The organism is Sphingomonas sp. R1 (assembly GCF_025960285.1).
Classification (GTDB): domain Bacteria; phylum Pseudomonadota; class Alphaproteobacteria; order Sphingomonadales; family Sphingomonadaceae; genus Sphingomonas.
Map to the genome: position 1 here is coordinate 1,944,000 of NZ_CP110111.1, position 19,593 is coordinate 1,963,592.

Here is a 19,593-nt window from a genome sequence, read left to right on the forward strand (position 1 = left end):
CCAGGGGAATGGATTCCCGCTTTCGCGGGAATGACGACCTATCGTGGCCTTCTGCGATTCACCACCTCGGAAGAGCAGGATGGCAACGGCCTCAAATATCCAGCGCCCAGCCGTCGCGGCCCTTGGGATCGGGCGGAGTGACCGGCACGTAGCGAACCGCTCCGGCGGCGAGCCGCAGGATCGTCCAGTCACCGCGGCGGTCGACCGCCTCCACCCTGCAGCCGCATGCCTCGAAGGCCTCGACAACCTGCGGGCGCTGCGTCTCCAGCAACCCGGCCAGCACGATCGTCGCATCGGGCGCCGCGATGGCCGCGAGTTCCGGTGCCATCGAGACCAGCGGCCCCGCCAGGATATTGGCGATGACGAGGTCGTACGGCGCCTTTGCCGTGATCGCATCCGAAAGCGCGCCGTCGGCGACCACCAGATCGACGCCCTCGATCCCGTTCGACACCGCATTCTCGCGGGTCACGTCCACCGCGGCGGGATCGATGTCGGTCGCCATCACCCGGGCATCGGGCCAAAGATGCGCGCCGGCAAAGGCGAGCAGCCCGGTGCCGGTGCCCACATCGATGATGTTGGCAAACTGGCGCTCCGCCATGCCGTCGAGCATCGCCAGGCACCCCGAGGTCGTCGCATGATGACCGGTGCCGAACGCCCGGCCCGCATCGATCAGGAACGCCCGGCCGCCTGCCGGCGCTTCGACGGCATGCGCGCTGGTATGGACGACGAACCGGCCCTCGCGGATCGGCTCCAGCCCTTCCTGGCTCAGCGTCACCCAGTCCTGCGCGGTCAATGCCTCGACCTCGGGCTTCACGCCCGCCGCGCTCGGCACCAGCGCCTGGATCGCCGCGAGCATCGTCGCATCCGGTTCGTGCTCGAGATAGGCGTCGAGCCGCCAATGCTCGACATCGTCCTCCACCATCTCGGTGGTCATCAGCACGGCGTCGATCTCGATCGTGCCCGCATCGATCGCCTCGGCCTCGGCGCGGGTGCAGGGCAGGCTGACCTTCCAGCTGTCGATCTCAGCGGACATAGCTGGCTCCATTGGCGTCGAGGACCGCGCCGGTCATCGAGGGGGGCGCATCGAGCGCGCAGAATTTGGCGATGGCGGCAATTTCCTCAGGCGCCGCGACCCGGCCCAACGGGATGTCCGCCAGCAGCTTGTCGCCGCCGCGACTGGCCAGATAGTCCTCGGCCATGCCGGTCATCGTGAAGCCGGGGCAGATCGCGAAGGCGAGGATGCCCTCGCCCGCATAGCCGCGCGCGATCGACTTTGTCATGCCGACCATGCCGGCCTTGGAGGCGGCATAATGCCAGTGCGCCGGGCTGTCGCCCCGATAGGCGGCACGGCTGGCGACGTTGACGATGCGCCCGCCGCTCTTGCGGTCCTGCCAGTGGCGCACGGCCAGACGGCAGAGCTCGGCCGAGGCGGTGAGGTTGACGCGCATCGTGCGCTCCCAGCCTTCGACCCACTCGTCATGGGGCGCCTCGAGCGGATTGGCCTCGAAGATGCCGGCATTGTTGATCAGCACGTCGATCCGGCCGTCCAGCGCGTCGAGCGCCTGGTCCCAGAGCGCCTGCGGGGCGGCGGGATCGGTGAAGTCGGCGGGGATGCCGCTGCGCGTACCCTGGCCGACGAGCTTCACGCGCGCATCATGCCCGAGCAGCGCCGCCGTCGCCGCGCCGATGCCCCGGCTGCTGCCGGTGAGGAGGATATGGGTGGTCATGGGCACGCCCTAGCGCGGGCGCGCGGGCGCGTCACCCCGTGGGGCGTCCCGCTGATGGGCAGCGAGCCGCTTTCGCGGGACACGCAACCCTTTCATAGCGAGGCCCGCACGCGATCATTGCGACGGCGGAGGGAGGCGAGCATGGACAGGATCGAACGGTGGATCCGGCAAAAGCTGGACGCGGCCGTCGCCGCCGGGATCGGTGCGTGGAGCGATTCGGCGGCGACGGATCTAGGGCGGCCGATCTACCGGTTTGCCGACGGCACGACGACGCTCACGCTCGCGGAACGGGGCTTCCGCTGCACCGCGCCCGGTGCGGCGCTGGAGCACCGCTATGACGCGATCAAAGCCCTCGAACTCGCACCGCTGCGCACCATCATGACGCTCCGCGGGGATCCGGGCGCGCCGGTGACCATCGGGCTGATCCTGCGCGACTCGCCCGATCGCGCCGAAATGCAGTGGCCGCTCGGCCTCTACGCAAATGTCGTGACGGTGCTGGATCGGATCGTGCGCGACCTGGCCTGACGATCAAGCCGGAGCGGCTTGCCGCCGATCCAGGCAGGCCGGGGGCACGGGAGGAGTGAGCGGGCCGCGTCCGCCCAAGATGCGACTCTCGATCAGTGCGGCGCTACGCCGCAGAACTCCTCGATCCATTGGTGGAAGGAGGGAGCGATCACGTCCACGGCCTGGGTGTCGTGATCAAAGAAGAACACCGGTGCCGCTTCCTCGCCATGGTTCGCATCGCGAAAGCAGAATAGATTTCCCATGCAGTCGGTGGCGAAAGCGACAAGATCCCCGGGCAGGCCCAAGTCTCGCCAATCGCTTGTAACAGATACGATTTCAGACGGATCAAGGAATTCGCTAAGGTCTCTCAAGTCCAGTTCCCGATCAACGATCGCATCAAGTAGCGCAATCGTCGGGCGGGGCAGGCCTACACGCAGAACTGCCTGGCGATAATCGTCGGGAAGACAAATGTCGAAGCGTTGCTCGACGATGCGGATGTCCGCCTCGGTCACTGGATCAGGAGGGTAGCTGCTAGACGACCACAGTTCGGCAAATCGCTCCAGCGACATAAATCCCCCGCTCCGAGGTTCGCCACTCTATCACCGGCAGCTTCCGTCGCAACGTCCGCTTGCCATCGATTTCCGCCATGGTGGCTTCCGCCCAGTTGCGGTCATAAGTCGTGGGCGCGGCCCTGATCGAGCGCTGCTTTGAAGCGACGCTCGGCATTCAACCTTCAATTAACTGTAAAGGCGAAACATCAACATGTGCGAGGGCAATCCGAGCATGACACTCGCCGCCGTGATCAACGCAAGCTCCGTCCGCTAAACCGCCGTATCGAGCATGGTCGGAAGGCCAAACTGCTATCCGCGCACCTTCGTGACGAAGGGCAAGCCGCCTGCGATCAATGAATCGGAACTTGCTTCGCTACGATCACGCCATTCACGGCACCCGCACCGTTCGCACCCGCTAGCGCGAAGCTAACACCCGCTTCCTGATGGGCAGGGCCGTGGAACGCGCCTTGAAAATTGCCAGAATAATCGTTGTTGGTACCAGTCATCGTGCCGGTGAAGTGCGACGTCCCGCCCGCGATCGATCCATAGCCGTCGACCCGGCCCAGTTCGCGGATCGTTCCTTGGTTGATCTCGGTTCCGACCAGCGACATGGTCGTACGCACTTCGCCGGTATAGAAGTTGGCAAGCACACTGCCGTCGCTGCGGTCATCGAGCCGGTAGGTCGACGCACCTGACATCCATGTGCCTGCGATCACACCATTATATAGCGCGCCGCCAGAGCGCGGCAGGTCTGCTGCGGGTGTTTCAACGCCGAAGAAGAAACTGCGGTTGATCACGCTCGTCGGAATAGTGTCGCGATTGGGCTGCCAAATGCCATAGCTGAGATAGGTCAGCTCGAGGCGGGGATTGGCGGATCCAGGGACGGACAGGATCAACGATTGTGCGTTGGAAGTGCCGGCGGCGAACGTCCGCGTCGTCGTCGTGCCGTTGGCCGCAGGCACTGCAGGTGCGCCGAAGACAGCGGAGCCATAGGTGTCTGAAATCGAGTAGGAATTCGCTGCTGCGTCGTAGGCGATGCGGATCGCACCCGGCGCTTCGGTGCGGGCAACCGCCGACTGGGAGGCTGTGGTCGACGCGTTGATGAGGTTCGCCTGGACCTCGCCGCCGATCGCAGTGAACGTGTCCGACTGCAGCGGTCCCACCAGTGACGTATTGATCGGCACGACCGGCGCCACCGGGGGAGTGGCAGGCGCGGTCGGTGGCGTCGCACTGGTGCCGATGAACGCACCAGTGATCGTCGAGGTTGAACTAGCCAGCGCAAACGTCAGCCCGACTTCCTGCGCGGCCGGGCCGTAGAAGCCGCCGTTGAACGCACCAACGAACGAGGTGTTGCCGCTGCCGAAGAGGCTGCCTGTGAAAATGGACGAGCCTGCCGTCACCAAGCCGCGGCCGTCATAGCGGCCTAGAAACCCAGATGCGGTCGAGAGGTTGAATCCCGTCGCGACCTCGCCGCTGGTGAAGTTAATCAGCAGATTGCCGGTGCCGTTGACGAGACGGTTGCTTCCCGCCCATCCATCGACCAGGCCGACGTAATAGGCTGCTCCGACTTTAGGGATAGACACGGCGGTAGCAGGAGTGCCGAATACGTAAGCTTCGCTCGAATATGTAGGCCTACTGCCGGTGCCGTTGTCGAAGGAGGATGTCAGGGCATAGCGCGTATAGCTGTAGGCTCCCGCTGTATTTCTGAAAGCCGAAAATACTCTATAATTGCCTTGCCCAATCTGACCATTCAAATAATCCACTGTGTCGGCTGGCAAATTTATTGTTCGGATCGGGCCTTCGATAAATCCCGCATATGTATTGCTTAGGTGATAGGAATCACTCGGCGCATCGTATGTAATCGAGACCCTCCCGCTCGGGGCATTCTTCGTCTGCACGGTATAGAGCCGAACCGTCTGGTTCGCAGAGCCGCTCGATGAATTAGTCGCATAAGTTCCCGATGCTACAGGCGGCAATGCAGGTGGCGCGGTTTGAGCAACAGCAGATGTTGCACAAACGCCCGCCATTGCCATCAATAAGCCAAACCAAGACATGCGGAGTTTCAGCATCGTGAACACTTCCATGTTGCTCGAGCCACCCGAAGGTTCGATCACTCGCGAGACGCCCGGTTTTTTCTTAACACGCAATTGGGTCAAGCGCGAGGAGGGCTGGTGACCGAAGCGGCTAATAAATAGCCGACCCTTCGGATCCGACGCCAACGTCCGATTCCCACCAGTTTCACACGCTCTGCGGCGACCGTTCTTCGCCCCAGCCGCAGTCTTGCGCCCACAGCAATGTTCCCCATATGTACCAACGATCGTCTTCCGGCGGCCGCTCTTTGATCCCGTTCGATACCGCCTGACTGCGCGCGCAGCGCCATGCGTCACGGCCGCAACGTGTCTGGGCACGCAATGCACCCGCGATCGTGCACGAGCCGCAACTTCCGCAACTTCCGTCCCACGGTCGTGCCCCCGTCGCGGCGCTTCTCGCCCGCACCGGCGCTGCGCCCCTTCCCCACCCGCCCCGATCGGCGCTACGGCCGCGCGACCGGACCAGGAGGAGCCCCCATGATCTTGCGCAGCGACGAAACCACCGATGTCCAGGTGCCCGGCAGCGGGGCGATGCGGATCCACTGGTTCCGCCCCGCCGTGGAGGGGCGCTTCCCCGGCCTCGTCCTCTATTCGGAGATCTACCAGGTCACCGCGCCCATTCGCCGGCTGGCGGCGATGCTGGCGGGGAACGGCTTCGTCGTCGCCGTGCCCGAGGTCTATCACGAATATGAGCCCGCCGGCACGGTGCTCGCCTATGATCCGGCCGGCACCGATCGCGGCAACGACCTCAAGTTCACCAAGCCCGTTGCCGCTTTCGATGCCGATGCCGCCGCCACGCTGACCGCGCTGGCCGCGCATCCGGCCTGCAACGGCCGGCTCGGCAGCTTCGGGGTGTGCCTGGGCGGGCACCTCGCCTATCGCGCCGCGCTCGATCCGCGCGTGTCCGCGGGTGCGTGCTTCTACCCGACCGATATCCATTCGGGGACGCTGGGCAAAGGCAAGGCCGATGACAGCCTCGCCCGCATGGCCGATCTGAAGGCCGAGATGCTGTTCGTCTGGGGGCGGCAGGATCCGCACATTCCCTTTGCCGGGCGCGAGGCGATCCGCGCGGGGCTAGAGACGCACGGCATCCCCTATGAATGGCACGAGCTCAACGCGCAGCACGCCTTTCTGCGCGACGAGGGGCCGCGCTACGATCCCGCGCTGTTCCTCCAGTCGATGGCGATCACGCTCGCCTTCTACCGCCGCACGCTGGGCTGAGCGCGCTCGCTCAGTCGTGCAGCGGGGCGATGCCCAGCGCGCCAAGATTGACCGTGATCTGCACGCTCACCGCGTGGTCCATCTGCGCCCGCGCACCCCCGCGCGCGATCCGATACTGGTTGAGATAGCCGATATCGGCGTTCACGGCCTTGCCGAAAGGCACGGCCAGCCCGAGAATGTTACGCGCTCGCTCATAGCCCGCGCGCTGCCCCCAGCTCGTCGTGTTGAGCAGGATGATGCTCTCATGGCTGGCGAACAGCGCAAGCCGCGGCCGGCCAAGCGGCAGGTTGTAGCGCAGCAGCGGCCGCAACCGCACGCCGATGCCGCGCCCGGTGGTGCTCAGCCGCTCGTCCAGGCGCAGCCGACCGGCAAAGCGCCCGCGCGTCACCACGATGTGCTGGCGGATACGGTCCTCGTCGGCGGCAAGATTGGCGTTGTGGAAGCCGACGCGCCGATAGCCGGCACCGATCTCCACCCCCTTTGCGATCTGCCAGCCCAGGATGCCGCCGAATTCGGTCGTGTAGATGCCGCCCTGCCGATCGCTGGTGCGGGCGATTTGCTCCAGCGTCAGACGCAGGTCGGACCGAACCGGCAGGACGATGTTCAACTGCTCCCACGCCTGGCCGTCCTCCTCCTGCGCAGCGGCCGGCACACCGCTGAACAGCAGCAAAAGGGCGGCGCAGGCGAGCGATCGGAGCATCTGGCGAGCGCTCGCACGGGAACGCCCGGGCCGCAAGGCGCGGCCGTGCGTTGATCAGGCCGCGGCGACGCTTGAAAAGCTCTCCGCAGCGCTGCGCAGTTGGTGGAGGCGGTCGTCTACCTCGGTGACGTCGTGCTGCAGCGTGTCGATTTCGCTGGTGACGCTCTTGGTATCCTCGCGGATCGCGCCGATCGTTGCGGACATCGAATCCGCCGCGAGCGCGGTCTCGTCGACGGCCGCGGTGATCGCGGTGACGGTCTGCGCCTGCACCTCCATCGCGGTGCGGATGCGGTTGGCGCTGTCCTGCACCTCGGAGACCGTCGCGCGGATCGAGGCGTTGGTCTCCACGGTCGAGCGCGTCGCCGACTGGATCGCCGCGATCTTGGCGGCGATGTCGTCGGTCGCCCGCGCGGTCTGGTTGGCCAGGCTCTTCACTTCCTGCGCCACCACCGCGAAGCCGCGACCCGCATCGCCCGCCCGCGCCGCCTCGATCGTGGCGTTGAGCGCCAGCAGGTTCGTCTGCCCGGCAATGTCGCGGATCAGGCCGAGGATCGATTCGATCGACTTGGCATGGTCGGACAGCATCTCGCTCATCCCCACCGCGTCGCTTGCCTGGCCGCTCGCGCGCGTGGCGATCGCTGCCGCCGCTTCCACTTCGGTGCGCGCATCCTCGATCGCGCGGATCAGGCCCGCCGCGGTCATCGCCGCCTCGCGCATCGCCACCGCCGACTGCTCCGCCGCCGCCGCCACTTCGCTCGCCTTGCCCAGCATGCCGCGGGCCGCGCTGGAAGCGCCCTGCGCCTGCACGCGGATGCGATTGCCGAGCATCGTCGCGCCCTCGATCGATTCGGCGATGCTGGCGCGAAACTGGTCCGACCGCGCGGCGCGCTCCTGCGCGACCAGGCTGGCCTCGCGCGCGGCGAGATAACTGGTGATCAGGTCGACTTCGGCCATCGCGATTCGCTGGATCGCGTCGCTGAGCCTGGCAAAGCGCGCGACATCGCCGTCGGCGCACTCGCGCAGGACGGCAAGCGTCTGGCTATGGGCAAAGGCGAAATGGCCCAGCACCACCGGGAGCGGCACGCCGTTGCGATAGGTGCTGACGGCATAGGCGCAGACCTGCTGCGTCCAGGCGTCGCCCAGCGGCAGGGCATAGCGGTTGCGGAGGAAGGTCACGCCACTTTCGGCGAAGGCCGGCGATTCCACCTCGGCGCGCAGCATCGGGTCGCTGATGCTGCTGGCGATGTAGCGCTGGCAGCGTCCGGCAATCTCGGTCAGCGCACCTTCGGTCAGCGCGGCGATCTCGGCGCAGCTCGCCAGCAGCGTGCCGTCCCAGTCATAGGTGCGGCGCCAGTCCTCGATGGACCGGGTGTCCGTTGCGACCAGCTCGCGCGGTCGATCGAGCAGGATGGCGGTCTGCATCACGCGGCGACCTTGGCGACGAAGTCGCTCGCGCTGCCCTTCAGCGTGCCGAGCTCCTCGTCCAGCGCGGCGAAGCCGCGGCCGACGCGGTCGATCTCGGAGGCCACGGCCTCGGTGTCCTCGCGGATCGCGCTGATCGTTGCGGACATCGAATCCGCCGCGAGCGCGGTCTCGTCGACGGCCGCGGTGATCGCGGTGACGGTCTGCGCCTGCACCTCCATCGCGGTGCGGATGCGGTTGGCGCTGTCCTGCACCTCGGAGACCGTCGCGCGGATCGAGGCGTTGGTCTCCACAGTCGAGCGCGTCGCCGACTGGATCGCCGCGATCTTGGCGGCGATGTCGTCGGTCGCCCGCGCGGTCTGGTTGGCCAGGCTCTTCACTTCCTGCGCCACCACCGCGAAGCCGCGACCCGCATCGCCCGCCCGCGCCGCCTCGATCGTGGCGTTGAGCGCCAGCAGGTTCGTCTGCCCGGCAATGTCGCGGATCAGGCCGAGGATCGATTCGATCGACTTGGCATGGTCGGAGAGCATCTCGCTCATCCCCACCGCGTCGCTTGCCTGGCCGCTCGCGCGCGTGGCGATCGCTGCCGCCGCTTCCACTTCGGTGCGCGCATCCTCGATCGCGCGGATCAGGCCCGCCGCGGTCATCGCCGCCTCGCGCATCGCCACCGCCGACTGCTCCGCCGCCGCCGCCACTTCGCTCGCCTTGCCCAGCATGCCGCGGGCCGATGCCGAGGTGTGCGTCGCCTGGCCGCGCAGCTGCTCGCCCTCGCGGCTGGCGCGCTCGACCGTTGCGCCGATCGAGTCGCGAAACTCGGTGGAAAGCAGGTCGCGCGCCACCTGCGCGCTATGCTCGCGATACATGTTGTAGATCTCGACGGTGATGTCGGCTTCCAGCGCCGACAGGCGCATCAGCGTATCGACCAACGTCGGCACGCGGGGATCGGCCCCGCCGATGCGGCGGATCAGCACCTCCAGCGCCGCCCGGTCGCTGGCGCTGATCATCGAGAGCAGCGCCATCGGCGGCACGCCCTGATCATAGGCTGCCGCCACCGATCGCTCGATCGATTCGATCCAGGTCTTGCCGCTGGTGTCGAGGAAGCGGTTGCGCAGGAACACCACGCCGACATCGATCATCTTGGCGGTGTCCGACGGCGCCCAATCGCGCTCCTCGGGGAAGCAGCGCACCCACTGGTGCCAATAGGCAGCCGAAACCGCTTCGATCTCGGCCTCCAGCACGTCCCAGCACTCGCGACTCGACTGGAGGAGCGAGCCCTCGAAATCGAACACGCGCAGTCGCGCGCTGGTGTCGATCCGCGCACTCATCGTGCCTGCCGCTGCCATTGCCTGGGTCGAAACCGAATTCGTCACGCGCACATCCCCGGTTTGTGGCCGCGTTTCGGGCCGCATCGGGCATGCTATGTGGCGTGAGTGGTTAAGAGGCGGTTAGGAGCCTGTATGGCATTGCCGCTCCGCACCATCTTGCGCCCACCACCCGGCTGAACCTAAGGGCAATCCGTCTTGCATCCTCGTCCTGCGGGATTAAGGAAGCCCGCGTCGACCGAAAGGATTTATCGTTGGCCAACGTCCGCAATACGGCGCGACCGCTGTCGCCGCACCTCGGCATCTACAAATGGGGCCCGCACATGGCGGCCTCGATCCTCCACCGCGCCACCGGCTCCGGCATGGCGACCGTGGGGACCGGTCTGTTCGTCTGGTGGCTCGTCGCGCTTGCCTATGGCCCCGATGCCTATGCCTGCTTCCTCGACACCTTCACGCTGTCGAACGGCAAGCTCAACATCCTCGGCTATGTCGTCGGGATCGGCCTGAGCCTGTCCTTCTTCCAGCACATGGCCTCGGGCACCCGCCACCTGTTCCTCGATGCCGGCGCGAATTTCGAGCTGCGCGCCAACAAGCGCAGCGCGCTCATGACCTTCGCGTTCAGCATCCTCGCCACCGCGATCTTCTGGGTCGTGCTTCTGGAGAAGGCCCATGGGTAACGGTACCCGGCTCGGTCGCGTCCGCGGCCTCGGCTCCGCGCATGAAGGCGCGGGCGACTGGTGGAAGCACAAGGTTTCCGCCGGATCCAACCTGCTGCTGGTGCTGTGGCTGATCGTCTCGATCGCGCTGCTGCCCGCCTATGACTATGCGACGATGGTCGGCTGGATCGGCCAGCCGCTGGTCGCCGTGCCGCTGATCCTCCTGGTGCTCAGCGTCACCTTCCACTTCCGTCACGGCCTGCAGGTCGTGATCGAGGATTATCAGCACGACGAAAGCCGCTTCGTGCTGCTGGTCCTGCTCGAATATTTCACGATCACCGTCCGCGTGCTGGCGATCTTCTCGATCCTGAAGATCGCCTTCACCACCACCGGAGTGGCTGCCTGATGTCCGCCGCCTACAAGATCATTGATCACATCTATGACACCGTCGTCGTCGGCGCAGGGGGCTCGGGCCTCCGCGCGGTGATGGAAGTGGCGCAGTCGGGCCTCAAGACCGCCTGCATCACCAAGGTGTTCCCCACCCGCAGCCACACCGTGGCGGCACAGGGCGGCATCGCCGCCAGCCTCGGCAATATGGGTCCGGACCACTGGACCTGGCACATGTACGACACCGTCAAGGGCTCCGACTGGCTCGGCGACCAGGACGCGATCGAGTATCTGACCCGCGAGGCCCCGGCCGCGGTGTACGAGCTCGAACATGCCGGCATGCCGTTCAGCCGCACGGAAGAGGGCAAGATCTATCAGCGCCCGTTTGGCGGCATGATGCAGAACATGGGCGAAGGCCCGCCCGCGCAGCGCACCTGCGCCGCGGCGGATCGCACCGGCCATGCGATGCTGCACACGCTGTACCAGCAGAGCCTGAAGTACGACGCGGACTTCTTCATCGAATATTTCGCGCTCGACCTGATCATGGAAAATGGCGAGTGCCGCGGCGTGATCGCGCTGTGCATGGAAGACGGCTCGATCCACCGCTTCCGCAGCCATGCGGTGGTGCTGGCGACGGGCGGCTATGGCCGTGTCTACCAGTCGGCCACCTCGGCGCACACCTGCACCGGCGACGGCAACGCAATGGTGCTCCGCGCCGGCCTGCCGCTGCAGGACATGGAGTTCGTCCAGTTCCACCCGACCGGCATCTACGGCGCGGGCGTGCTGATCACCGAGGGTGCGCGCGGCGAAGGCGGCTATCTCACCAACTCCGAGGGTGAGCGCTTCATGGAGCGCTATGCGCCCTCCGCCAAGGATCTCGCCAGCCGCGACGTCGTGTCGCGCTCGATGGCGATGGAAATCCGCGAAGGCCGCGGCGTGGGCAAGGAGAAGGACCATATCTTCCTTCACCTCAACCATATCGACCCGAAGATCCTGGCCGAGCGCCTGCCCGGCATCACCGAGACCGGCAAGGTCTTCGCCGGCGTCGACCTCACCCGCCAGCCGCTGCCGGTGGTGCCGACCGTCCACTATAATATGGGCGGCATCCCGACCAACTATCACGGCGAAGTCGTCCATCTTAAGGACGGCAACCCGGATGCGGTGGTCCCCGGCCTGTTCGCGGTGGGCGAAGCGGCCTGCGTGTCGGTGCACGGCGCCAACCGTCTCGGCTCCAACTCACTGATCGACCTCGTGGTGTTCGGCCGCGCGACCGGCAAGCGGATCGTCGACATCCTCAAGCCGGGCACCCCGCACCACCCGCTCCCGAAGGATTCGGAAGCGCTGGCACTGGGTCGCCTCGACCATTTCCGCAACGCGAACGGCGGCACCCGCACGTCGCAGCTGCGCGCCGACATGCAGAAGACGATGCAGCGCCACTGCGCCGTGTTCCGCACCGAGGAGCTGATGGCCGAGGGCGTGGCGCACATGGACCAGGTCTATAAGGGCCTGGAGGACGTGGCGGTCAGCGATCGCTCGCTGATCTGGAACACCGATCTCGTCGAGACGCTGGAGCTCGACAACCTGCTCGGCCAGGCGATGGTGACGATCCGCAGCGCGATCAACCGCAAGGAAAGCCGCGGCGCGCACATGCACGAGGATTTCCCCGAGCGCGACGACGCCGGCTGGATGAAGCACACCATCGCGACGTTCGACGGCTGGGGCGGCAAGGGCGGCACCACCGCGATCGATTACCGTCCGGTGCACGACTACACGCTCACCGACGCGATCGACTATATCAAGCCGAAGAAGCGGGTGTACTGATCCATTTGCGGATGGGTTTTCGAAGAGGCCGGGGCGGCGACGCTCCGGCCTTTTTGTTTGCCGATATGCGCTACCACCAAGCCGTCATCCCGGCGAAAGCCGGGATCCATTGGGGTCTCCGTTCCGGCTCTTGCTCGTAGCGACAGGCGTCTGGGTCCCGGCTTTCGCCGGGATGACGAAGTTGTAGGAAGGCGGCAGCCCTACCGAACCCCGAACCGCGCACTCGCCAGATGATGCGCATGGCAGATCGCCACGGCCAGCGCGTCGGCCGCATCGGCACCGACGATCTTCACTCCCGGCAGCAGCCGCGAGACCATCGCATGGACCTGCTCCTTGTCGGCATTGCCGACGCCGACGACGGACTTCTTGACCGTACTCGGCTTATACTCGCCGACATCGATCCCCACCCGCGCGGCGGCGCACAACACCACCCCGCGCGCCTGGCCGAGCTTGAGCGTGGATTGCGCGTTGGAATTGACGAACACCTCCTCGACGGCGGCAGCCTCGGGCGCGTGATCGGCGATCAGCGCGGCGAGCATCGCATCGAGATGGGCGAGACGCCGCGGCAGCGCGGCCTTGGTATCCGTCACCAGCTTGCCGTGGCCCAGATGGCCGATGCGGTTGCCCTCCGCCCGAATCAGCCCCCAGCCGGTGGTGCCTAGGCCGGGATCAAGGCCAAGGATGATCATAGATCCTCCCCGGAACGGGGAGGAGCAAGCAGATCAACCCAGCTTCTCCATGACGTCGTCGGGGATCTCGTAGTTCCCCCACACGGTCTGGACGTCGTCGTCGTCGTCGAGCGCGTCGATCAGCTTGAACAGCGTCGCCGCGTCGTCGGCGCCCACCGTCACGATGGTCTGCGGCCGCCAGGCGAGCTTCGCACCCTCGGACTCGCCGAGCACCGGCACCAGCGCCTTGGCGACTTCGTGCAGCTCGCCCTGGCCGGTCCAGATCTCGTGGCCGTCCTCGCTGCTGGTGACGTCCTCAGCACCCGCTTCCAGCGCCGCCTCGAACACCTTCTCGGCGTCGCCCGCGCTCGCGGGATAGGTGATCAGGCCCAGACGATCGAAGCCGTGGCTCACCGAACCGGCGGTGCCGAGGTTGCCGCCGTTCTTCGACACCGCGGTGCGCACATTGGTCGCGGTGCGGTTGCGGTTGTCGGTCAGCGCCTCGATGATCAGCGACACACCCGCCGGGCCGAAGCCCTCGTAGCGGATCTCTTCATAGTTATCGCCTTCGCCCTTGCTCGCCTTGTCGATCGCGCGCTGGATATTGTCCTTGGGCATGGACTGCGCCTTGGCGGCATTGATCGCAGCGCGCAGGCGCGGGTTCATGTCCGGGTCCGCCAGACCCATCTTTGCCGCCACGGTGATTTCGCGGCTGAGCTTGGAGAACATCGCCGAGCGCTTCTTATCCTGCGCGCCCTTGCGGTGCATGATGTTCTTGAATTTGGAATGGCCTGCCATGGTGAACCCGAACTGCCTGCGGTTTGGAGAAGGTGGAAAGCGCTCGCCTTAGCGCGGATGCCCGGCGAGCGCCATCGCGGCGGACTTAGATGCCCAGCGCCTGCTTGTAGGTCTCGAGCAGCATCTCGGCCTCTTCGCGGTGATGCTTTTCCATCTTCCGCAGGCGGACGATGGTGCGCATCGTCTTCACGTCGAAGCCGGTCGACTTGGCCTCGGCATAGACGTCCTTGATGTCGTCGGCGATGCCCTTCTTCTCCTCTTCGAGACGCTCGACACGCTCGATCAGGAGGCGGAGCTGCTCGGCGGAAATATTGTCGGACATGGGTGTTCTAGCTCCTGAAGCATGGGATCGGACGAGCGCGCCGCGCGAGGGTCGCGCCGGCCGCTTCGTCCGAAGGAATACGGAATCAGGCGGGCCCTGTACGCCAGCCGGCGCCTTCGCTCAACCTTAGTCCTGCGGGAAGACCTGCCGCTTGCCGCCGAGTTTGTGGACGACACCGACACGTACCACCGTGTCGACATGCTCCAGCACGGTCACGTCCTGCAGCGGGTCGCCGGCGACCGCGATCAGGTCCGCCGCCTTGCCGGGTTCGAGCGAGCCGAGCTGGTCCTTCCGGCCCAGCGCATCGGCCGCATCCAGCGTCGCCGCGCGAATCGCGGCGGCCGGGGTGAGCCCGGCGCGCACCAAGAGCGCAAACTCCTTCGAATTCTCGCCGTGGCGCGACACACCGGTATCGGTGCCGAAGGCCACCTTAACGCCCGCCTTGATCGCCCTGGCATGGCTCGCCGCAGCAGCAGCGGCCGCCGCCTCGGCCTTGGGAATTGTCGCGGGCGGCAGCTTGCCGGCGCGGGCATTGGCGAGTGCGGTGACCGGCGCGATCATCGTCGGCACCAGCCAGGTGCCGCGTGCCTTCATCGCGGCTATGGTCGCCTCATCGAGGAAGCTGCCATGCTCGATCGAATCGGCGCCCGCCTCCACCGCGGCGCGCACGCCCTCGGCGGCATGGGCGTGCACCGCGACGCGCCGGCCGAACGCATGCGCCGTCTCGACGATCGCCTTCATCTCCTCGTCGGTCATCTGCTTGCCAAGACCGCCCGCCACATTGGAGAGCACGCCGCCGGTGGCAGCGAACTTGATCACCAGCGCGCCCAGTCCGATCTGCTGGCGCACCGCACGGCGGCAATCATCCGCGCCGTTGCAGGTGTTGATCTGGTGATGCGCGACCGTATCGGCAAAGTCCTCGGCCAGCCCGTTAGTGCCGTCGCCATGTCCGCCGGAGACCGAGATCATGCGGCCGGCATTGACGATTCGCGGGCCTGCGATCGCGCCCCGCTCGACCGCATCCCGCAGCGCCCGAATCGCGCGCGGATTGCTGCCCAGGTCGCGCACCGTGGTGAAGCCGGCCTCCAGATCGCGCCGGGCATCCTCGATGCCGATGACGAATTCGTCGGCTTCGTCCTCGCTCAGCGCGTTCATCCGCTCCTTGAGGGGATCGCCTTCGGAGAAGAGATGCACGTGCAGGTCGATCAGCCCCGGCAGCACGAACCTGTCGCGCAGGTCGAGCAGGCGTTCACCCGCTTCCGGTGCCACGAAGCCATCGCGGATCTCGGCGACCTTGCCGTCACGCAGGATGATCGTGCTGGCACCGCGCGGCGCCTGGCCGGGGCGGTCGAGCAGCCGCCCGGCCTGGACATAGGTGACGCCGGCGGGAGACTGTGCATGTGCCGATAGGGCCACGGTGCACGCTACCGCAGCCAGCCAAAGCGTCTTCATCTGCATTCTCCCCCTGTGGCGCCCCCGGATCAGGCGTGGGGGTCGGTCATGCTGGGAGGATCACTGGCCGGGAAGGACTCGTCAAGCGCCTCGTCCAGGTCCGCGTCATCGCGGCCTTCATTCTTCTTGAGGCTCTCCTCCATGCGGGCCAGCTGCTCGGGCGTCGCCTCGCCCTGGTACTTCGCCTTCCATTCGGACTGCTCCATCCCGTACACGATCCGGCGGGCGTCCGCTTTGGCGATGGCGGGGTCAGCTTCGTGGATCCAGTCGCCCAGACAGTTCCGGCAAAAGCCGGAAAGCCCCATCAGATCAATGTTCTCGGCATCATGGCGATGGCGCAGATGGCGTACCAGACGGCGGAACGCCTTGGCTGCCGTTGCGTCATCCAGGCGATCAAGTTCATCCATTCGGCACCTCCGGAGTTGATGTTAACGCATTTGGGGCTAGAGGCGGGCACGCACAAGCCGAGGAAGACAACGATGACACAGGCGATCTCCCCCCGCTCGCGCAAGGTGCGCGTCCTGGCAACATTGGGACCGGCCAGCGCGTCCCCCGAAATGATCGAGAAGCTGTTCCGCGCCGGCGCCGACGCATTCCGCATCAACATGAGCCATGGCGACCAGGCCTCGAAGATCCCCCTCTTCGAAGCGATCCGCGCGATGGAAAAGACCACCGGCCGGCCGACGACCATCCTGGCCGACCTCCAGGGGCCGAAGCTGCGCGTCGGCAAGTTCGCCGAGGGCAAGGTGATGCTGGTCACCGGCCACCAGTTCACGCTCGACCGCGATCCCACCCCGGGCGACGCGACCCGCGTCGAACTGCCCCACCGCGAGATTTTCGAAGCGGCGCATGCCGATGCGCGCCTGCTGCTGGACGACGGCAAGCTGGTGTTGCGCGTGACCGATGTCGCGCCCGACCGGCTGACGACGATCGTCGAGGTTGGCGGCCCCTTGTCCAACAACAAGGGCCTCAACGTCCCCGACATGGTGCTGCCGCTCGCCGCGCTCACCGACAAGGACCGCAGCGACCTCAGCTTCGCGGTCGAGCAGGGTGCCGACTGGATCGCGCTCAGCTTCGTCCAGCGCCCCGAGGATCTGATGGAAGCGCGCCGCCTGATCGGCGGCAAGGCAGCCCTGCTCGCCAAGATCGAGAAGCCCTCGGCCATCGCCCGGCTCGAGGAAATCCTCGAGCAGTGCGACGGCGTGATGGTCGCTCGCGGCGACCTGGGTGTCGAGCTGCCCCCGCAGCAGGTGCCCCCGCTGCAGAAGCGGATCGTCGAATCGGCGCGCCGCCTCGGCCGTCCGGTGATCGTCGCGACGCAGATGCTCGAATCGATGATCGAGAGCCCCTCGCCCACGCGCGCCGAAGTGTCGGACGTGGCGACCGCGGTCTATGACGGCGCCGACGCGATCATGCTCTCGGCCGAAAGCGCCGCGGGCAAGTGGCCGGTCGAATCGGTGTCAATGATGAACTCGATCGCCGATGCCGTGGAGCGCGACCCGGCGCATGGCGACCGCGTTCACTTCACCGTCACCAAGCCCGATCCGACGACCGCCGACGCCTTGTCGGAAGCGGCCAAGAACATCGCCAGCACCATTTCGGCCTCGGCGATCATCTGCTTCACCAGCTCGGGCTCGACCGCCCGCCGCATCGCGCGCGAGCGTCCCTCGGTGCCGATTCTGGTGCTGACGCCGGAACGCGACACCGCGCGCCGGCTGGGCCTGCTCTGGGGCACCCACGCCGTGAACACCCGCGACGTCGACTCGTTCGAGGAAATGGTCGCCAAGGCCAAGCGCATGGCGCTGCGTCACGGCATCGCCAAGGCGGGTGACCGGGTGATCGTGTGCGCCGGCGTGCCGTTCAAGACGCCGGGCTCGACCAACGTGCTGCACGTCGTCACCATCCTCGGCGACGAGCTGAACAACTACCAGGGTTCCGAAGGGAACTGAGGCAGATGCCCCCTCCCGCTCCGGCGGGAGGGGGCTAGCCCCGCCCCATCCGCATCGCCGCACCGGCGACGAACGGGCACCCCGCCACCAGTACCAGACTGATCGCCGCGAGCAGCTTGATCGCGCCCGGCTCGCCGCCGGTGGCACCCGCACCGAAGATCAGCAGGGGCACCGCAAAGGGCAGCATCACCAGCCCCGCCAGCGCGCCCGCGCCGCGCAACCCCGCCACCAGCGCCGCCGTCGCCACGCCGAGTGCCGCGAGCCCGGGGGTCCCGATCGCCAGTCCCAGCAGGATCGTCGCAAGCGCCGTGCCCGGCAGGTGCAGCAGCGCCGCCGCGACGCAGGTCGCCGCGAGCAGGGCCGGGCCGAACCCCAGCCAATGTCCGAGCATCTTCGCCGCCGCGATGCCGCTGTCGGAATGGCCCCGCACCACCAGCTGATCGAGCACGCCGCTCTCCGCATCGGGAGTCACCAGTCGCTCGACCGGCAGCAGCGCCGCGAGCAGTGCCGCCGCCCAGATCACCCCGCCGCCGATCCGCGCGAGCAGCCGACCGTCCGGGCCCACCGCGAACGGGAACAGGATCGCGACCAGCAGGAAGAAGGCGATCGGCAGCACCAGCCCGCCGCTGCTCCACGCCCGCCGCAGCTCGCGCCAGACCAGCGCGCTCACCACCGGATCTCCCGCGGGTCCGGCATCGCGATCGGCTGGTGCGTTGCGACCAGCACGGTCCCGCCGCGCGCACGATGCTCCGCGATCCGCGCCTCGAGCATTGCGATCGAGGCGGTGTCGAGACCGCTGGCCGGCTCATCGAGCAGCCACACCGGCGCCCCGCTTGCCACCACGCGGGCGAAGGCCGCGCGCCGCCGCTGGCCGGTCGAGAGCAACCGCACCGGCACATCGGCGAGATCGGCCAGCGCTACCGCCGCCAGCGCCCCGGCCACCGCATCCCGGCGGCCGTCGAGCGCGGCCCAGAAACCCAGGGCGGCGCCTAGCGTCCGTTCTCCGTCCAGCGCCGCGGCGTCGCTGAGCAGCGCGCGGCCCCCCGCCCCGGTCACCTGCCCCCCCAGGGGCGCGAGCAGGCCGGCGGCGATGCGGATCAGGCTCGACTTGCCGACTCCGTTCGGCCCGTGCACCAGCCCGGCCTCACCGGGCCCGAGAGCGAAGGAGAGCCCCTCGAACAGGATCCGCCCGCCGCGCAGGCAGGTCACGTCGTCAAAGGCGAGGCCGGGGTTCAATCGGCGGCGTCTTCCAGCGCGTGCATGTCCGCGTCGGACAGACCGAAATGATGGCCCACCTCGTGCACCACGACATGGGCGACCAGCCGCTCCAGCGATTCGCCGGTTTCCACCCATTCGTCGAGAATGGCACGGCGATAGAGGTGGATGCGATCGGGCAGCCCGCCCGAATCGAACGCCGATTTCTCACCGACCGGGCGGCCGTGATAGAGCCCGCTCAAGCCGAACGGGTCGTCGATGCCAAGCGCGTCGAGCGTTTCGTCGTCGGCGAACTCCTCCACGAGCAGCACGATATCGGCGAGATGCGCCTGAAACGGTTCGGGGATCCGCGCCAGCGCCGCGCGGGCGAGGCGCTCGATCAGGGCGGCATCGGGGGCGAAGGTTGGCGCTTGCTCCGGCATGGCCGAATGCATAGGCGGAGCCGCAGACACCGCACAAGGAGAGGATGCCATGGTAGCGCGTTTGACCGACGGACTGCGCGAGGAATCGCTCGCCGGCCTGCCCGGCTGGAGCTACGAGCCCGGACGCGACGCGATCACGCGCCGGTTCCTGTTCGCCGATTTCGGCGAGGCCTTCGCCTTCATGACGCGCGTTGCGCTGATCGCCGAAAAGGCCGACCATCACCCCGAATGGTCGAACGTGTGGAACCGGGTGGACGTGCTGTTGACCACCCATGATGCCGGCGGGCTTTCGACCCGCGACATCCAGATGGCCACCGCCATCGACGCGCTGGTGCAGGACTGACGGTTCCGCTTCGCATGGGCGGG

Annotated in this window: 22 protein-coding genes; 7 read left to right on the forward strand and 15 right to left on the reverse strand. The window is 67.0% G+C overall.

The features are described from left to right. Window positions 1-91 precede the first annotated feature (91 nt). The gene (locus OIM94_RS09490) at window positions 92-1,033 is read right to left on the reverse strand and encodes a 50S ribosomal protein L11 methyltransferase (protein WP_264606495.1); all 942 of its coding nucleotides are present in this window, start codon (window positions 1,031-1,033) and stop codon (window positions 92-94) included. Then, entirely contained in the window at window positions 1,023-1,727 is a 705-nt protein-coding gene (locus OIM94_RS09495; RefSeq protein ID WP_264606496.1) for an SDR family NAD(P)-dependent oxidoreductase, read from the reverse strand. Before OIM94_RS09495 ends, OIM94_RS09490 begins: the two co-directional genes overlap by 11 nt. 141 nt (window positions 1,728-1,868) lie before the next feature. On the opposite strand from OIM94_RS09495, the gene OIM94_RS09500 reads away from it, so the two are divergent. Further along, window positions 1,869-2,252, forward strand: coding sequence for a hypothetical protein (locus tag OIM94_RS09500; protein WP_264606497.1), 384 nt, complete (start codon window positions 1,869-1,871; stop codon window positions 2,250-2,252). A gap of 92 nt (window positions 2,253-2,344) precedes the next feature. Here the strand turns inward: OIM94_RS09500 and OIM94_RS09505 are convergent, their stop codons facing one another. Both OIM94_RS09505 and OIM94_RS09510 read right to left on the reverse strand, forming a co-directional pair. Continuing rightward, on the reverse strand, window positions 2,345-2,800 hold the full coding sequence (locus tag OIM94_RS09505) for an SMI1/KNR4 family protein (protein WP_264606498.1): 456 nt from the start codon (window positions 2,798-2,800) through the stop codon (window positions 2,345-2,347). Window positions 2,801-3,132: 332 nt separating this feature from the next. Continuing rightward, the gene (locus OIM94_RS09510; protein ID WP_264606499.1) at window positions 3,133-4,896 is read right to left on the reverse strand and encodes a hypothetical protein; all 1,764 of its coding nucleotides are present in this window, start codon (window positions 4,894-4,896) and stop codon (window positions 3,133-3,135) included. Window positions 4,897-5,349: 453 nt separating this feature from the next. Here OIM94_RS09510 and OIM94_RS09515 point away from each other — a divergent pair, with 453 nt between their 5' ends. Continuing rightward, a complete protein-coding gene (locus OIM94_RS09515) occupies window positions 5,350-6,093 on the forward strand; it encodes a dienelactone hydrolase family protein (RefSeq protein WP_264606500.1) in 744 nt (247 codons plus the stop codon). Between the two features lie 10 nt (window positions 6,094-6,103). On the opposite strand, the gene OIM94_RS09520 is transcribed toward OIM94_RS09515, so the two are convergent. Genes OIM94_RS09520 through OIM94_RS20160 form a run of 3 tightly spaced genes read right to left on the reverse strand, consistent with a single transcriptional unit; the run spans window position 6,104 to window position 9,558 of the window. Next, window positions 6,104-6,793, reverse strand: coding sequence for a DUF2490 domain-containing protein (locus tag OIM94_RS09520; protein ID WP_264606501.1), 690 nt, complete (start codon window positions 6,791-6,793; stop codon window positions 6,104-6,106). 54 nt (window positions 6,794-6,847) lie between these two features. Next, window positions 6,848-8,215, reverse strand: coding sequence for a methyl-accepting chemotaxis protein (locus tag OIM94_RS09525; protein ID WP_264606502.1), 1,368 nt, complete (start codon window positions 8,213-8,215; stop codon window positions 6,848-6,850). Next, window positions 8,215-9,558 carry a methyl-accepting chemotaxis protein gene (locus tag OIM94_RS20160; protein WP_319801154.1) on the reverse strand — a complete coding sequence of 448 codons (1,344 nt, stop codon included), beginning with the start codon at window positions 9,556-9,558 and terminating at the stop codon, window positions 8,215-8,217. Before OIM94_RS20160 ends, OIM94_RS09525 begins: the two co-directional genes overlap by 1 nt. 233 nt (window positions 9,559-9,791) lie before the next feature. Here OIM94_RS20160 and sdhC point away from each other — a divergent pair, with 233 nt between their 5' ends. Genes sdhC through sdhA form a run of 3 tightly spaced genes read left to right on the forward strand, consistent with a single transcriptional unit; the run spans window position 9,792 to window position 12,401 of the window. Continuing rightward, window positions 9,792-10,214: a succinate dehydrogenase, cytochrome b556 subunit gene (sdhC, locus tag OIM94_RS09535; protein ID WP_264606503.1), complete on the forward strand. Its 423-nt coding sequence runs from the start codon at window positions 9,792-9,794 to the stop codon at window positions 10,212-10,214. Then, window positions 10,207-10,599, forward strand: a complete 393-nt coding sequence (sdhD, locus tag OIM94_RS09540; protein WP_264606504.1) for a succinate dehydrogenase, hydrophobic membrane anchor protein — start codon at window positions 10,207-10,209, stop codon at window positions 10,597-10,599. Before sdhC ends, sdhD begins: the two co-directional genes overlap by 8 nt. Beyond that, window positions 10,599-12,401 carry a succinate dehydrogenase flavoprotein subunit gene (gene sdhA / locus OIM94_RS09545; RefSeq protein ID WP_264606505.1) on the forward strand — a complete coding sequence of 601 codons (1,803 nt, stop codon included), beginning with the start codon at window positions 10,599-10,601 and terminating at the stop codon, window positions 12,399-12,401. Before sdhD ends, sdhA begins: the two co-directional genes overlap by 1 nt. Before the next feature lie 200 nt (window positions 12,402-12,601). On the opposite strand, the gene ruvC is transcribed toward sdhA, so the two are convergent. The 5 genes from ruvC to OIM94_RS09570 all read right to left on the reverse strand — a co-directional run bounded on the left by ruvC (window position 12,602) and on the right by OIM94_RS09570 (window position 16,048). Then, complete coding sequence (gene ruvC, locus OIM94_RS09550) at window positions 12,602-13,090, reverse strand: crossover junction endodeoxyribonuclease RuvC (RefSeq protein ID WP_264606506.1); 489 nt, start codon at window positions 13,088-13,090, stop codon at window positions 12,602-12,604. Window positions 13,091-13,123: 33 nt separating this feature from the next. Continuing rightward, a complete protein-coding gene (locus OIM94_RS09555) occupies window positions 13,124-13,867 on the reverse strand; it encodes a YebC/PmpR family DNA-binding transcriptional regulator (protein ID WP_264606507.1) in 744 nt (247 codons plus the stop codon). An 85-nt stretch (window positions 13,868-13,952) separates the two neighbouring features. Then, window positions 13,953-14,189, reverse strand: a complete 237-nt coding sequence (locus OIM94_RS09560; RefSeq protein WP_010543233.1) for a DUF2312 domain-containing protein — start codon at window positions 14,187-14,189, stop codon at window positions 13,953-13,955. 126 nt (window positions 14,190-14,315) lie between these two features. Further along, window positions 14,316-15,641, reverse strand: coding sequence for a metal-dependent hydrolase family protein (locus OIM94_RS09565; protein WP_264606508.1), 1,326 nt, complete (start codon window positions 15,639-15,641; stop codon window positions 14,316-14,318). A 29-nt stretch (window positions 15,642-15,670) separates the two neighbouring features. Continuing rightward, a complete protein-coding gene (locus OIM94_RS09570; protein ID WP_264606509.1) occupies window positions 15,671-16,048 on the reverse strand; it encodes a DUF1244 domain-containing protein in 378 nt (125 codons plus the stop codon). A 72-nt stretch (window positions 16,049-16,120) separates the two neighbouring features. On the opposite strand from OIM94_RS09570, the gene pyk reads away from it, so the two are divergent. Next, entirely contained in the window at window positions 16,121-17,590 is a 1,470-nt protein-coding gene (gene pyk, locus OIM94_RS09575; RefSeq protein WP_264606510.1) for a pyruvate kinase, read from the forward strand. A gap of 34 nt (window positions 17,591-17,624) precedes the next feature. Here pyk and OIM94_RS09580 read toward each other — a convergent pair whose 3' ends face one another. Genes OIM94_RS09580 through OIM94_RS09590 form a run of 3 tightly spaced genes read right to left on the reverse strand, consistent with a single transcriptional unit; the run spans window position 17,625 to window position 19,227 of the window. Further along, complete coding sequence (locus OIM94_RS09580; RefSeq protein ID WP_264606511.1) at window positions 17,625-18,260, reverse strand: heme exporter protein CcmB; 636 nt, start codon at window positions 18,258-18,260, stop codon at window positions 17,625-17,627. After that, window positions 18,257-18,826: a heme ABC exporter ATP-binding protein CcmA gene (ccmA, locus tag OIM94_RS09585; RefSeq protein WP_264606512.1), complete on the reverse strand. Its 570-nt coding sequence runs from the start codon at window positions 18,824-18,826 to the stop codon at window positions 18,257-18,259. The genes OIM94_RS09580 and ccmA overlap by 4 nt, the downstream gene beginning before the upstream one ends. Further along, window positions 18,823-19,227, reverse strand: coding sequence for a metallopeptidase family protein (locus OIM94_RS09590; RefSeq protein ID WP_264606513.1), 405 nt, complete (start codon window positions 19,225-19,227; stop codon window positions 18,823-18,825). Before OIM94_RS09590 ends, ccmA begins: the two co-directional genes overlap by 4 nt. Before the next feature lie 49 nt (window positions 19,228-19,276). Between OIM94_RS09590 and OIM94_RS09595 the strand changes: the two genes are divergently transcribed. Then, window positions 19,277-19,570 (forward strand): 4a-hydroxytetrahydrobiopterin dehydratase, encoded by a 294-nt coding sequence (locus tag OIM94_RS09595; protein ID WP_264606514.1) that lies wholly within the window; start codon window positions 19,277-19,279, stop codon window positions 19,568-19,570. Window positions 19,571-19,593: the final 23 nt, after the last annotated feature.

What these genes read in the sequence shown, in the direction of transcription:
- OIM94_RS09490 (WP_264606495.1), bottom strand. Translation starts at nt 1,033, where the DNA reads ATGTCCGCTGAGATCGACAGCTGGAAGGTCAGCCTGCCCTGCACCCGC.
- OIM94_RS09495 (WP_264606496.1), bottom strand. Translation starts at nt 1,727, where the DNA reads ATGACCACCCATATCCTCCTCACCGGCAGCAGCCGGGGCATCGGCGCG.
- OIM94_RS09500 (WP_264606497.1), top strand. Translation starts at nt 1,869, where the DNA reads ATGGACAGGATCGAACGGTGGATCCGGCAAAAGCTGGACGCGGCCGTC.
- OIM94_RS09505 (WP_264606498.1), bottom strand. Translation starts at nt 2,800, where the DNA reads ATGTCGCTGGAGCGATTTGCCGAACTGTGGTCGTCTAGCAGCTACCCT.
- OIM94_RS09515 (WP_264606500.1), top strand. Translation starts at nt 5,350, where the DNA reads ATGATCTTGCGCAGCGACGAAACCACCGATGTCCAGGTGCCCGGCAGC.
- OIM94_RS09520 (WP_264606501.1), bottom strand. Translation starts at nt 6,793, where the DNA reads ATGCTCCGATCGCTCGCCTGCGCCGCCCTTTTGCTGCTGTTCAGCGGT.
- OIM94_RS09525 (WP_264606502.1), bottom strand. Translation starts at nt 8,215, where the DNA reads ATGCAGACCGCCATCCTGCTCGATCGACCGCGCGAGCTGGTCGCAACG.
- OIM94_RS20160 (WP_319801154.1), bottom strand. Translation starts at nt 9,558, where the DNA reads ATGGCAGCGGCAGGCACGATGAGTGCGCGGATCGACACCAGCGCGCGA.
- sdhD (WP_264606504.1), top strand. Translation starts at nt 10,207, where the DNA reads ATGGGTAACGGTACCCGGCTCGGTCGCGTCCGCGGCCTCGGCTCCGCG.
- sdhA (WP_264606505.1), top strand. Translation starts at nt 10,599, where the DNA reads ATGTCCGCCGCCTACAAGATCATTGATCACATCTATGACACCGTCGTC.
- ruvC (WP_264606506.1), bottom strand. Translation starts at nt 13,090, where the DNA reads ATGATCATCCTTGGCCTTGATCCCGGCCTAGGCACCACCGGCTGGGGG.
- OIM94_RS09555 (WP_264606507.1), bottom strand. Translation starts at nt 13,867, where the DNA reads ATGGCAGGCCATTCCAAATTCAAGAACATCATGCACCGCAAGGGCGCG.
- OIM94_RS09560 (WP_010543233.1), bottom strand. Translation starts at nt 14,189, where the DNA reads ATGTCCGACAATATTTCCGCCGAGCAGCTCCGCCTCCTGATCGAGCGT.
- OIM94_RS09565 (WP_264606508.1), bottom strand. Translation starts at nt 15,641, where the DNA reads ATGAAGACGCTTTGGCTGGCTGCGGTAGCGTGCACCGTGGCCCTATCG.
- OIM94_RS09570 (WP_264606509.1), bottom strand. Translation starts at nt 16,048, where the DNA reads ATGGATGAACTTGATCGCCTGGATGACGCAACGGCAGCCAAGGCGTTC.
- pyk (WP_264606510.1), top strand. Translation starts at nt 16,121, where the DNA reads ATGACACAGGCGATCTCCCCCCGCTCGCGCAAGGTGCGCGTCCTGGCA.
- OIM94_RS09590 (WP_264606513.1), bottom strand. Translation starts at nt 19,227, where the DNA reads ATGCCGGAGCAAGCGCCAACCTTCGCCCCCGATGCCGCCCTGATCGAG.
- OIM94_RS09595 (WP_264606514.1), top strand. Translation starts at nt 19,277, where the DNA reads ATGGTAGCGCGTTTGACCGACGGACTGCGCGAGGAATCGCTCGCCGGC.